Annotated in this window: 9 protein-coding genes; 3 read left to right on the top strand and 6 right to left on the bottom strand. The window is 72.0% G+C overall.

Translation table 11 applies throughout. From position 1 onward, the window contains the following. Nucleotides 1–84: 84 nt before the first annotated feature. A complete protein-coding gene (locus FLX08_RS10080) occupies nt 85–1467 on the bottom strand; it encodes a sensor histidine kinase (protein ID WP_244312528.1) in 1383 nt (460 codons plus the stop codon). Nucleotides 1468–1658: 191 nt separating this feature from the next. On the opposite strand from FLX08_RS10080, the gene FLX08_RS10085 reads away from it, so the two are divergent. Continuing rightward, nucleotides 1659–2675 carry an isopenicillin N synthase family dioxygenase gene (locus FLX08_RS10085; RefSeq protein WP_142618141.1) on the top strand — a complete coding sequence of 339 codons (1017 nt, stop codon included), beginning with the start codon at nt 1659–1661 and terminating at the stop codon, nt 2673–2675. Nucleotides 2676–2709: 34 nt separating this feature from the next. Further along, nucleotides 2710–3861, top strand: a complete 1152-nt coding sequence (locus tag FLX08_RS10090; RefSeq protein WP_142618143.1) for a low temperature requirement protein A — start codon at nt 2710–2712, stop codon at nt 3859–3861. Between the two features lie 47 nt (nt 3862–3908). Here the strand turns inward: FLX08_RS10090 and FLX08_RS10095 are convergent, their stop codons facing one another. From FLX08_RS10095 to FLX08_RS10120, 5 genes are all read right to left on the bottom strand, one after another. Continuing rightward, a complete protein-coding gene (locus FLX08_RS10095) occupies nt 3909–5192 on the bottom strand; it encodes a GH1 family beta-glucosidase (protein WP_142618145.1) in 1284 nt (427 codons plus the stop codon). Continuing rightward, the gene (locus FLX08_RS10100; protein WP_142618147.1) at nt 5189–6196 is read right to left on the bottom strand and encodes a LacI family DNA-binding transcriptional regulator; all 1008 of its coding nucleotides are present in this window, start codon (nt 6194–6196) and stop codon (nt 5189–5191) included. Before FLX08_RS10100 ends, FLX08_RS10095 begins: the two co-directional genes overlap by 4 nt. Further along, complete coding sequence (locus tag FLX08_RS10105) at nt 6187–9060, bottom strand: glycoside hydrolase family 3 protein (protein WP_142618149.1); 2874 nt, start codon at nt 9058–9060, stop codon at nt 6187–6189. The genes FLX08_RS10100 and FLX08_RS10105 overlap by 10 nt, the downstream gene beginning before the upstream one ends. A 440-nt stretch (nt 9061–9500) precedes the next feature. Continuing rightward, nucleotides 9501–10460: a TolB-like translocation protein gene (locus FLX08_RS10110; protein ID WP_167530346.1), complete on the bottom strand. Its 960-nt coding sequence runs from the start codon at nt 10458–10460 to the stop codon at nt 9501–9503. A gap of 253 nt (nt 10461–10713) precedes the next feature. Further along, nucleotides 10714–11925, bottom strand: coding sequence for an ROK family transcriptional regulator (locus FLX08_RS10120; RefSeq protein ID WP_142618155.1), 1212 nt, complete (start codon nt 11923–11925; stop codon nt 10714–10716). Nucleotides 11926–12250: 325 nt separating this feature from the next. Between FLX08_RS10120 and FLX08_RS10125 the strand changes: the two genes are divergently transcribed. Next, nucleotides 12251–12598 carry a peptidylprolyl isomerase gene (locus tag FLX08_RS10125; protein WP_142618157.1) on the top strand — a complete coding sequence of 116 codons (348 nt, stop codon included), beginning with the start codon at nt 12251–12253 and terminating at the stop codon, nt 12596–12598. Nucleotides 12599–12698 lie beyond the last annotated feature (100 nt).

The following is a 12698-nucleotide window of genomic DNA, read 5'->3' on the forward strand; positions in this document are numbered from 1 at the left end:
CGGGCCACGGACAGCCTCCGGGCCTCCCTCCACACGCGGCGTGTGAGATGCGGCGTGCGCGTGCGGTGTCCCGGCCAGGCCCGGTCAGGGCTCGCGGCAGAGCGGCAGGCACAGGAGGAATCGCGCGCCGCTGGGGCTGTCCATGATCGTCAACGTGCCGCCGTGGCTCTCGGCGATCTGCCGGGCGATGGGCAGACCCAGGCCGGCGCCCCCGGCGTTCCTGCTGCGGGCCGAGTCGAGCCGGGTGAACCGCTGGAAGACGAGGTCCCGCTGGTCCCGTGCGATCCCCGCGCCGTCGTCGAGCACTTCGAGCACGGCCACGCCGGAACGGAACCGGGGGTCCCCGCCGTACGGGTCCTCTCGCCGCACCTCCACCCGCACGGTGGTGGCGGCGTGCCGTTCGGCGTTGTCGAGGAGGTTGGTGACCAGACGGCCCAGCCGGACGCGGTCTCCCCGGACGATCACGTCGGGAGCCAGCTGCGAGACGATCTTCTTGTGCGGACGGCGGGCGTCCAGTTCGGCGGACACGAGCCGGCCGAGGTCCAGCCGCTCGCGCTCGCAGGGCGCGCCCGCGTCGAGTCGGGCGAGCATCAGCAGGTCGGAGGCGATCGCCTGGAGCCGGTCGAGGCTCTTCAGCACGGCCGGCCCGATCTCCCGCAGGTCGGACTCCTGCGGGGCGCGCAGCGCGTCCTCCACCTGCGCGCGGATCGCCGTGATAGGGCTGCGGAGTTCGTGGGACGCGTCGGAGGTGAAGCGCCGCTGCTGTTCGAGCGTCTCCTCCAGCCGGTCCAGCGTGTAGTTGATGCTCTGCGCGAGGTCGTGGATGTCTCCCTTCGCCTCGGGGACCGGCACCCGCCGCCCGAGGTCAGAGGCGTTGATCTCGTCGAGCTCGGCCCTGATGGCCCGCACGGGCAACAGCGCCCGTCGCACGCTGCGCTGGGTGCCGTACGCGATGGCGGCCGTGACGAGCGCGGATCCCACGATCAGACCGGCCACCAGACCCGGCGGCACATCGAATGGCTGGCTCGGCGCGGCGCTGTAGACGGTCCAGTCTCCGCCGTTGCTGTAGACCTCCTGCGCGACCACCGTGTAGCACCGGTCCGGGCCGAAGACGCCGCCACACACCTCGCGGGTGGCCTTGCGGGACGGCGGCGAGGGATGGAAGGTCGCCATGGGCGGCTTTCCGGCCATGTCCGGCGTCGCCGAACGCACCCTGCCCTGCGGGTCCACCACCTGGACGGGCTGGTCCCGCCCGCTGGGAAGCAGGACGCTCCCCGCCTGTCCGTGGTCCACGAGGTAGGCGACCCGACCGCCCGTCGCCGTCACCTCCCGCAGAAGGCTCTCCTGAGCCGCCCGGTGCAGGGACCACACCAGGACGACCGAGAACGCGATGCACAGCAGGGCGACCACCGTGCCGGTGAACAGCGCGATGCGATTCTTGACCGACCAACGATCCCCGAAACCCACCTGATCGCCCACTTACGACGTGGCGAACTAACCATGCGTAAGAAATCTACCCTTCGGGGCGTTATTAATTGGTAACGGGACAAACTGGACGAGATGGTCCTATCACGTCGAAATGCCCTCCCGCGCAACACGACCGGCAAGCAGGTAAAGGAGCCTTCCGGACGGCCCTGCCGGATGGTGGGATATGGGGTATGAACGCCGCTGGACCTCTGCCGGTTATCGACGTCACCGCCCTCACCGGCCCCGGGACCGGCCCCGAAGCAGGCCACGCGCGCGCCGAGGTCGCACGCCGCATCGAGGCCGCCTGCCTGGACAGCGGCTTCTTCTACATCACCGGACACGGCGTGCCCCCTGCCCTGATCGCCGGGCTCAGGGACGCCGCGGACCGTTTCTTCCGCCTGCCGGAGGAGCACAAGTCGCGCATATCGATGGACCGGGGCGGGCGGGCCTGGCGCGGATACTTCCCCGTGGGCGGCGAGCTCACCTCCGGCCGGCCCGACCTCAAGGAGGGCCTCTATTTCGGCGCCGAGCTCGAACCCGGCGACCCCCGGCCGCTGCACGGGCGCAACCTCTTCCCCGAGGAGGTGCCCGAGCTGGGCCCGGCCGTGCTCGCGTACATGGACGCCCTCACCCGCGTCGGGCAGGCGGTCATGCGAGGCGTGGCGCTGAGCCTGGGACTCGACGAGGACTACTTCGCCGCCGGTTACACGGCCACGCCCACGATCCTCTTCCGGATCTTCCACTATCCGTCCCCGCCGTACGCCGGGCCGGAGGAGTGGGGGGTCGGCGAGCACACCGACTATGGCCTGCTGACGCTGCTGCTGCAGGACGACAATCCGGGCCTCCAGGTGCACACCTCCCGCGGCTGGATCGAGGCGCCGCCGATCCCGGGCACGCTGGTCTGCAACATCGGCGACATGCTCGACAAGCTGACCGGCGGGCTGTATCGCTCGACCCCGCACCGCGTGCGCAACGCCACCGGCCGGAGCAGGCTCTCCTTCCCGTTCTTCTTCGACCCGGGCTGGGACTGCGAGGTGCCGCCGCTGCCCTCGCTGCCCGCCCGAGAGGGGGGCCGCGCCCGCTGGGACGGCCTGGACCTGCGGGCCTTCACCGGCACGTACGGCGACTACCTGACCGCGAAGGTCGCCAAGGTGTTCCCGGGACTCGGCGGCCGCGTGCTGCCCTCCGGAGCACGTGAAAACGTGTAATCACATAAGCGGTGTAACCGGCACAATATTGGCCATGCCTCTCCCCCGCTGGTTCGCCGAGCGCCTCGAACCGACCGCGCCCGACGCCGAACTGCGCGTCTCCACGATCGAGCTCTTCTTCGACCTCGTCTTCGTCTTCACGATCACGCAGCTCACGTCGCTCCTCGTGGACGACTTCGCGCGGCAGGACGGAGAGGGGTTCACCGGCCAGGGCACCGTGCAGGCGATCCTGATCTTCGGTCTGCTCTGGTGGATGTACTCCGGCTACGCCTGGCTCACCAACACCGTGCCGCCGGAGCGCGCGGCCCGGCGGGTGCTGATCCTGGGCGGCATGGCCGGATTCCTGATCATGGCCCTGGCCGTCCCGCGCGCATTCTCGGGCAGCGGCGTGGCGTTCGCCGTCGGCTACCTCGTCATCGTCCTCGTCCACGCCGGGCTCTACCTCCAGGCGACGGCCGCCATCGCCCGGGTCGTGCCGTTCAACCTGGCCGCGACCGCGCTCGTCTTCGCCGCCGCGTTCGCCGACCCGCCGTGGAACTACGGGCTGTGGGCGGCGGCCCTCGTGCTGATCTGGCTGAGCCCGATCTTCATCGGGCAGAAGGGCTTCCCCCTGCACCCGGCGCACATCGTCGAGCGGCACGGCCTGCTCGTCATCATCGTGCTGGGCGAGTCGATCGTGGCGATCGGCATCGGGGCGACCGACGGCCACCCGGGCGCGGCCCTGATCGTCGCGGCCCTGCTGGGCCTGGCCCTCACCGCGTCGCTGTGGTGGGTGTACTTCGCACGCGACGAGAGCGGGCCCGAGCACGCGCTGATGCGGGCCGGCGTCGTCCAGCGGACCCGGCTCATCCTGGGCGCGTACTTCTACGCCCACATCCCGATCCTGCTCGGCATCGTCGCGACCGCGGCCGGAATCCACAAGGCCGTGGGCCACGGCCACCTCGACCTCGGTCCCGCCGCCGCGCTGGCCGGGGGCACCGCGCTGTTCCTGCTCGGCGACCTGTGGTTCCGCCGGGTGCTCGGGCCGACGCGGACCGCCGTACGGGTCGCCGCGGCGCTGCTGGCCGCGGCGACCGTCCCGATCGGCCTGTGGTCGTCGGCCGCCCATCTCGGCGCGCTGGTCGTCCTGCTGATCGCGATGATCTGCGTGGAGAACGTGCTGCAGCGGCAAGCCGCCACGGCCTGACCGAACGGCATGGCGAGGCCCTGAGGCCGAACGGCATGGCGAGGGTCTCAGTCCGCCAGGCCGTTCCTGGCGATCACCTCGCGATACCAGCGGGCGCTGTCGCGCGGCGTGCGCTCCAGCGTGTCGTAGTCGACGCGGACGAGCCCGAACCGCTTGTGGTAGCCCCGGGCCCACTCGAAGTTGTCCATCAGCGACCACACGAAGTAGCCGCGCAGGTCGGCGCCCCGGTCCATCGCCGACCGCGCGGCGCGGAAATGGGTGTCGAGATAGGAGATCCGGCCGGGGTCGGACACCCCGTCGGGGACGGCGGCCCCGTTTTCCGTGATCATCAGGGGCGTGCCGGGGTAGTCGCGCGACAGCCGTACGAGCAGGTCCTCCAGACCGGCGGGGTTGATCTCCCAGTCCATCTCGGTGACCTCGCCCTGCGGGTCCTCCCAGGCGATGCCCTCGCTGCCGGGATACTCCGGATGCCCCTCGGCGGAGGGGTCGGCGACGACCCGGTTGATCGTGTAGTAGTTGACGCCGAGCACGTCGATCGGCTGCGCGATCGTCGGCAGGTCGCCCAGATTGACCTTGGTGAAACGCTCCAGATGGGCGAGGACGTCGGCGGGATACTCGCCACGCAGCACGGGGTCGAGGAAGAGCCGGTTCGCCAGCCCGTCGATCAGGCGGGCCGGCTCGGGGTCGCCGAGGATCGGCGTCAGGTTCAGCGTCAGCGAGACCGACTCCGCGCCTCCCGCGCGCAGCGCCTGCACGGCCAGGCCGTGCCCCAGCATCAGGTTGTGGGCGGCGGTGAACGCGGCGGCCGGGTCGGTCACCCCGGGCGCGTGCCGGCCCGACCCGTGCCCGACGAACGCCGACACCCAGGGCTCGTTGAGCGTCGTCCAGACGCCGACGCGGTCGCCGAGGAGCCGGTGCGCGACGGCGGCGTAGTCGGCGAACCGGAAGGCGGTCTCGCGGTTGGTCCAGCCGCCGGTGTCCTGCAGCGTCTGCGGGAGATCCCAGTGATAGAGCGTCGCGACCGGCGTGATGCCCTTGGCGAGCAGGGCGTCGACGAGCCGGTCGTAGAAGCTCAGGTCGGCGAGTCGCGGCCAGGCCACCGAGAACCGGTAGGCCTTCAGCCCCAGCCACGCCATGATCTCGACGTCCTCGAGATAGCGGTTGTAGTGGTCGCAGGCCACGTCGCCGGTGTGGCCGTCGGCGACCATCCCGGGCGTGTGGGAGAAGGTGTCCCAGATCGAGGGCACGCGGCCGTCGGCGTGGACCGCTCCTTCGATCTGGTACGACGCGGTCGCGGCCCCCCACAGGAAGCCGTCGGGAAATGAGATCATCGTGAACTTTCGCGAATCGTCAGCCGAGGTTCGAGGAGCGTCGACTCCGGGACGGCCTGGCCGTCCAGCTTGGCCATGAGCAGCCGGACCGCCTGCCTGCCGACGTCCTCGGCGGGAATGAGCACGGAGGTCAGCGCGGGGCTGGCCCGCTCGGCGATGTCGTCCGGGCAGATCGCCACCACCGAGACGTCCTCGGGCACCCGCCTCCCGAGGATCCGCAACGCCCCCAGCACGTGGCCGGCGGCCGCCTCGTTGTGCACGACGAGCCCGGACAGGCCCGGCCGCTCGTCGAGCAGCAGCTTGACGGCGGCCTGGACCTCGTCGAACGACTCCTCACAGGGCCGCGCGTCGGCCTCGATCCCGTGCCGCCGGGCCGCCTCGACGAAACCCGCCATCGTCCGCTCGGCGAAACCCGTGCCGCGCTCGTAGACCACGCGCGGCGCGCCCAGCAGCGCGATCTCACGATGGCCGAGGTCGGCCAGGTGGTCGGCGCACAGCGCCCCGGCGCGGGCGAAGTCGAGGTCGACGCAGGTCAGCCCTTCGGGGTCGGCGGGGAAACCGATCAGCACGGCCGGCTCGGCGAGCTTGCGCAGCAGCGGCACGCGGGGGTCGTGGATCTCCACGTCCATCAGCAGCAGTCCGTCGACCAGCGCGCTGGCCGCCACCCGGTGCAGCCCCTCCGTCCCCTCGTCGGCCGTCATGAGCAGCACGTCGTGGTCGTACTGGCGGGCGGTGGTGACGACCGAGGTCGCGAACTGCATGAGGACCGGCAGGTTCATGCCCGCCCGCAGCGGCAGCACCAGGGCGATGACCTTCGCCCGCTTGCTCGCCAGGGCGCGGGCGCCGGCGTTGGGGTGATAACCGAGGACCCGCACGCTGTCCAGGACCCGCTGCCGGGTGGTCGCCGAGATCGCCCGCTTGCCGCTCAGCACGTACGACACCGTGCTGACGGCGACCCCCGCGTGCTTGGCGACATCGGCGATCGTCACGGTCCTCACGGGCAGAACCCCAACGCGCTCACCGTGACCCCCTCGCTCTCGTACACCACATAAAGATCGCGCACTCCCGCGGCTCCCGCCAGAGGGGTGCTCACCTCCACGAAATCATGCCTGGTCGCGGTGGGCGGAATGCTGACCGCGCCGGCGACCTCGCCGATCAGAGGATCGTCGAGCCGCAGCGTGACCACGCCGCCCTCGTCGCTCGCCACCGCGAGCAGGCAGGCCGACGGGCCCTGATCACCGAAGCCCCCGCCGCAGTCCCCACCGAAGTCCCCACCGAAGTCCCCACCGAAGTCCCCACCGAAGTCGCAGTCCTTGAAGGCGATCCACGCCCCCGGTCCCGTGGAGCGGACCGCGTCGCCGGCGTCGAGAGCGGCGTCGCACAGCACCACACCGTCGTACTCGTCGTGATCGGCCGCGTCCAGTGGCCCCGAGGTCAGGTCGCGCGGCGGGATGCGCTCGCCGCGCACCCGGAACGGCGCGCACAGCCGGATGTCCCCCGACGAGGCGCCCACCTGCACCGTGTGCGCGGCCTCCTCGACCACGAACCTGCCCCGCGTCACGTCCCAGAAGGCGAGGTCGCCGACCGGCACGTCCACCGACACCGTACGGCTCTCGCCCGGCGCGAGCCGCACCTTGACGAAGCCGCGCAGCTGGCGCAGGGGCTGCTTCACCCGGGAGCGCCGCTGGTGGGTGTAGAACTGCACGACCTCCTCCCCCGCGCGTCCGCCCTCGTTCGTCACGGTCACCCAGATGGTCAGCGTGTCGCCCTCGGCGAGGTCGGCCGACGACAGCTCCAGGCCGGAGTAGGCGAAGCGGGTGTAGCTCAGGCCGTGCCCGAACGGATAGAGCGACCGGCCACGGTAGTAGAGGTAGGTGGCGTCGCAGGCGATGATGTCGTAGTCGAGCAGGTCGGGCAGCTCGGCGGCCGAGCGATACCACGTCTGGGTGAGCCGGCCGCCCGGGTCCTCGTCGCCGAGCAGCACCTCGGCGAGCGCGTGGCCGTACTCCTGGCCCCCGTGGGCCGACCAGACGATCGCGGGCAGGTGCTCCTGCGCCCAGGTCACGGCGAAGGGGTAGCCGCTGGAGACCACCAGCACGGTCGCCGGGTTGGCCGCGTGGACGGCCTTCAGCAGGGCCTCCTGCCGCTCGGGCAGCGCCAGCGTCGCGCGGTCTTCGGTCTCGCGGCCGTTCACCAGCGGGTGGTCGCCGAGCACGACGATCGCGACGTCGGCGCGGGCCGCCGCCTCCGCCGCGCGGGCCGCGCCGCTCTCGACGGGCTCCAGGGCCAGCACGGACGCGGTGTCGGGGTCGTCGGTCGTGCGCACGACGCCGCCGGTCACGGTGACGTACCGGCCCGAGGAGATGTTGCGCAGCACCACGCCCCGCGGCCGCTCCTCGATCCGGAAGGTCTGGCGCACCTCCCAGCCGTTCGGCCCCGGCTGGTCGTTGGACAGCACGCCGTCCTCGCCCGCCGACACGTGCCGCCCGTTGGCGCAGGACCGGAACGCGTACGCGCCGCCGCCCCAGTCGAACACGTCGAAGCAGGAGCGCTCGCTCCCGACGTACAGCGGCCCTCCGGCGGGGTCGGCGGACGCGCCGACATACCCGCCCTCGGTGCGCAGCGCCACCCGGTCGACGCCCTCGCAGTAGACGGTCTCGCACCGCCCGGCGAGCCCCGCCAGGGCCGTGACCTGGTAGGGCAGCGTGCCGCTGTACCAGTCCTCGAACAGCGCGTCGGCCAGCGGGCCGATCACCGCGACCGTACGCGGGGCCGCCAGCGGCAGCAGGCCGTCGTTCTTGAGCAGGGTGATCGACTGGCGGGCCGCCTTCCGCGCGAGCCGCCGGTGCTCGGGACTGTTGACGACGTCGTGGGTGATGTCGTCGTACGGCGTGGCGGGGTCGAACTCGCCCAGGCGCACCCGGATCGACAGCGCGTGCCGGGCGGCGGCGTCGATGTCGGCCTCGGTCAGCAGGCCGCGATCGAGCGCGGTCCTGACGTGGCCCAGGGTGGCGGCGGTGTCGGCGTCGTCCTGGGTGAAGCTGTCCAGCCCGGCCTTGATCGCGTGCGCGTACGCCTCGGGCAGGTCCTTGTGGTAGCCCTGCGGCCCGGCGAGGTTACCTGGCGCGTACGCGTCGCTGACCACGAGGACGTCGTCGGGCGCCCACGTCCGCAGGTGGCCGGCGATCAGCGGCGACAGGTGGGCCGGCCGGCCGTTGACGAGGTTGTACGACGGCATGACGGCCACCGCGGCCCCGGCCTCCAGCGCCGGGCGGAACGCCTTGAGCTCGTATTCGTGCAGCACGCGCGGCGGCAGCGCACTGGAGGTCACGCACCGGTCGGTCTCGTTGTTGTAGCCGAGGAAGTGCTTCAGCGTGGGCGCGGTCTTCAGCACGGCCTGGCCCCCGCGCAGGCCGCTCGCGTAGGCCGTGCCCATCACCCCGGTCAGCCAGGGGTCCTCGGAGTAACCCTCCTCGTTGCGGCCCCAGCGCGGGTCGCGCAGCGGGTTGACCACCGGTGCCCAGACGTTGCGGCCCACGCTCTGCGGGTCCTTGTGGTGGAAGGCCATGACCTCGTCGCCGGTCGCCTCCCCCACCTGGCGGACCAGGTCCGGGTTCCAGGTGCTGGCGAGGCCGACGGCCTGGGGGAACACGGTGGCGGGGCCGTGCCAGGCCAGGCCGTGCAGGGCCTCGGTGCCGGTGCGGAAGCCCCGCAGGCCGAGCCGCTCCACCGGCGCCTGGTATTGGTGCAGCAGGCCGATCTTCTCGTCGAGCGTGAGCCTGCCGAGCAGGTCGTCCACCCGTTCGGCGGGAGACAGCGCGGGGTTCCGGAATGCCGGGTCCTGGTCGTGTCTCGCCGGTTCGTTCATCTGGAGACTCACCCTTCGCGTCGAAGCGCTTCGATGACCTGCCGAAAAACGCGCCCATGAGGGGCGTCGCGAGGATCCGCATGTTCGGTTGAGGAAGCGCTGTCGTCGAAGCGCTTCGAAAGGGTTACCACAAGTTTCCGGCGTGTAAATCCGGGCTTATCCGGAAGAGTGCCCTCATCCTCGGCTCAGGTCAAGACCCTTGTTCGCACCGGTTTCACCTCGATGTCCACATCGACGTCCGGCGGATGCGGAGCCGGGCGCGGGCCGCGTGCGGGGAGGGCGGCGGGCTGTAGGGCGAAGGCGCGCGCGGGGCCATACGCCGGCCCTGGCGCTGAGGCGGGCGCGGGCCGCGTGCGGGGGGCGCGGGCTGTACGCGGAGCCGGGCGCGGACCGGGAGTCCCGGCCGGTCCGCGCCCGCGCTTCCCGCCGATGCTCGTGTGTCAGCCGACGATCTGCAGCAGTGCCTGCCGCCTGGCCGCGGCCGGTTCGGTCAGCCGCTGCACCTGCCTGCCGTTCCTGTCGAGCACGACCAGGGTGTTGGCGGTCCGCCCGGCGACCCGGACGACGAGGCGGCCGTCGCGCAGGTAGCAGGCGCCGATGAGCGAGCCCTTCACCGGGATGGCGACCTTCTTTCCGGTGGCCACGTCGACCACGGCCGGGCGGAAGCTCCCCGGCCAGGAGCCGTCGCCCCCCGGCGCGTTCCTCGACAGCGGCGCCACGACGACCTTCGAGCCGTCGGGAGACAGGCTCTGCACGTGGTTGGCGAGGCCGACGCCCTTGACCTTGGACGCCTTGCCGGTCTTCACGTCGAGGCGGTACACGCCCTCGGTCGTCCCGGCGTACCCGGCGAGGTAGCGGCCGTCGGCCGACCAGGCCAGGTGGCACAGCCCGAGGGTCGTGCCCGCCTTCCCGCGGCCCTTGCCGTCGGCGCCGACGACCGAGATCGACCGCGCGTCCGAGTTGCCCTTCCCTACGTACGCGACCCGCCGCGAGTCGGGCGACCAGACCGGAGTCGCACACGGGAACCCGGCCGCGGCGCCCTTGGCCGCGGTCGTGACCCTGCGGCCGTCGCCGACCCGCACATACCCGGCGCTGGTGATCCAGGCGAGCTTCCTGCCGTCGGGGGATGCGGAGAACTGACCCGTCATCGGCATGGCGCCCAGCTTCGTGAAGCCCTTGCCGGGCTCGTAACGGCTGACCGGGAAACCCTCCTTGTCGTACGACAGGTAGACGGCGACCCCGGTGAGGGGCTTGGGCGCGGCGGAGACGGCGGCCGGAGCGGCGGCGGGCGTGGCCAGCGCGGGAACGGCCAGCGCGGGGGTGGCGAATGCCGGGGTGGCCAGCGCGGCCGTGAGCGTGGCGCAGACCGCGGCGGCGGGCAGCAGGCGTGTGTTCATCATGGTCCAATTCGTCGGCAGTGCAATGTTCGACGCCTCGCGCCCCGGCCGGGTTCGCAGGCGCTCGATTCCGTTACACCTGCCGCCGGGACCGATGCATCGGGCGCATGGGTCTGCCCCCGGCACCGCGCAGAGCGGTGCCCACAGCCCGGCGCGCGGCGGTCGCGGCAAGGGTTGCGGCGGACGGCCTGACCCCCCACGCCCCGGCGTCCGCCGCCCGCGGTGTCGGCGGCGGGAGTTGCGGGCGGGGTGAGGGTCAGCGTTGGGCGGGCAGGCGGCCGGAGTCGACCGAGTCGAGCACCCGTGCGGCGGCCCCGAGCGCGGCGGCGCCGTACCCGAGCGTGGACACCTCAAGGCGGCAGCCTCCCCCGCCCGGGGCGAGCACCCTGCCGTACATCTCCTCCTCCGCGCACGCGACGAGCCAGGGCGCCAGCGGCACGTAGTAGCCCCCGAGGATCACGACCTCCGGGTTGAGCATGTTGGCCACGGCGGCCATTCCTCTGCCGAGGTGGCGTCCCACGTCCTCCAGCAGCGCGAGGATGTCCCGTTCGCCGTTGCGTGCGCGCCGTACGACCTCGTCGATTTCGAGTTCGAGCTCGGACGGCGAGGCGTCGGGCGCGGTGTGCGCGAGGATCGCGCCGATCCCGGCGACGGCCTCCAGGCAGCCGCGCCGGCCGCAGCGGCAGGTGGGCCCGGCGGGATCGAGCTCGATGTGGCCGATCTCGCCGCTGTAGCCCTGCCCGCCCCGCCTGAGCCGGCCGTCCATGACGATGCCCGCGCCCACGCCGACCTCGCCGGTCACGTAGACGAGGTTGGCGGCGTTGCGGTGGGGCCCGAACCGGTGCTCCGCCAGGGCGGCGAGGTTGGCGTCGTTGTCCACCAGCACGGGGAAACCGGGGTCGCGCAGCGCCTTGGTGAGGTCGCCCGCCAGGTCCGCGTCGCGCCAGCCCAGGTTGGGGGCGACCCGCACGTTCCCGTTGACGTCGACGAGACCGGGCACGGCCACGGTCAGGCCGAGCACCTGCCGGGCCTCCTTGGTCATGCGGCTGATGACCCGCCGGGCGAGCGCCGCCATGGCGACGACCGCCTGCCCCGCGCTGGAGGTGCCGCCGGGGAAGGACCGCCGCCAGTTGAGGAGCTCCTCGCCCTTGAGGTCGACCGCGACCGCCGTGATGTAGTCGACGTTGACCTCGATGCCGATCGCGGCGTACGGCGAGCCGTCCAGGACGAGCATGGTGGCGGGCCGGCCCACGCGGTGCTCGGTCAGGCCGGTCTCGCGGAGCAGGCGCCGGTCGATGAGGTCGGCGACCAGGCTGGACACCGTGGCCTTGTTGAGGCCCGTCGAGGCGGCGATGTCGGCGCGCGAACAGGGGGCGTTCTCCCTGACGAACCGCAGCACGACGGCAAGGTTGGTCGCCCGCACGTCGGTGAAGTCGGCCGGCTGTGGCCCGTTGTGCGATGTGATCAATGTCCGCCCCGTTCCCGCTCGGGCTCATCATGCCGCAATTGCGAGCAATTTGACACGACAGCGGCGGCCGGAATCGTGGCGCGCACGGACGCGCGGGCAGTCCCGCGCCCGGCTTGACACCGGCCACCGGCCCCAGCGCCTCCCGGGTAACCTGGTGGCACTCGACTCCTCCGACATTTGTTTGGCTAAGAAACTAACTAAAGACTACCGTGCAGCGTCATGTGAATCCAGGGGCAGGCACCCGGGTGAGACGAGGGGCGCGGGCGGATCCCGGAGCAACCGGAGTGCAAACGGGAATCAACCGCCATAGGTGAGTCTGAGCACCGTGAAGAGGGACATCTCGCATTACCTCGGCGAATTGCTCGTGTGGGAGATCGAGGACTATCTCCGTGCCCGCTCGGCCCGGCCGGAGCGGGCCCGGGTGGCCCGCATCCGGGTGCCCGACCGGCCGGCGGCCGAGACGGTCGCCGCCGACCTGGAGGCGGGTGGCAGTTTCTACGCCGCGGCGAGGCGGGCCATGGCGCTGGGCATGACCCTGCCGGACGACCTGTTCTGCGTGGTGACCAGGGACGAGCACCCGGAGGTGTTCGAGGCAGTGCCCGGCACCACGCTGCCGCCGAAGCGCGAGGGCGAGGGATTCCTCATCATCCGCCTGGTCGCGTTCGAGCCCTGAGCGGGTTGCGCGGCATGAGGGCCTCCGGCGGGAGTGGATCCCGCGCGGAGGCCCTCATGACCGTCAAGCCGGCCCGCCGTTCTCGGTCGCGTCCGACAAG

This window comes from Microbispora hainanensis (assembly GCF_006874475.1).
Classification (GTDB): Bacteria; Actinomycetota; Actinomycetes; order Streptosporangiales; family Streptosporangiaceae; genus Microbispora; species Microbispora hainanensis.

What these genes read in the sequence shown, in the direction of transcription:
- FLX08_RS10105 (WP_142618149.1), bottom strand. Translation starts at nt 9,060, where the DNA reads ATGAACGAACCGGCGAGACACGACCAGGACCCGGCATTCCGGAACCCC.
- FLX08_RS10090 (WP_142618143.1), top strand. Translation starts at nt 2,710, where the DNA reads ATGCCTCTCCCCCGCTGGTTCGCCGAGCGCCTCGAACCGACCGCGCCC.
- FLX08_RS10085 (WP_142618141.1), top strand. Translation starts at nt 1,659, where the DNA reads ATGAACGCCGCTGGACCTCTGCCGGTTATCGACGTCACCGCCCTCACC.
- FLX08_RS10110 (WP_167530346.1), bottom strand. Translation starts at nt 10,460, where the DNA reads ATGATGAACACACGCCTGCTGCCCGCCGCCGCGGTCTGCGCCACGCTC.
- FLX08_RS10095 (WP_142618145.1), bottom strand. Translation starts at nt 5,192, where the DNA reads ATGATCTCATTTCCCGACGGCTTCCTGTGGGGGGCCGCGACCGCGTCG.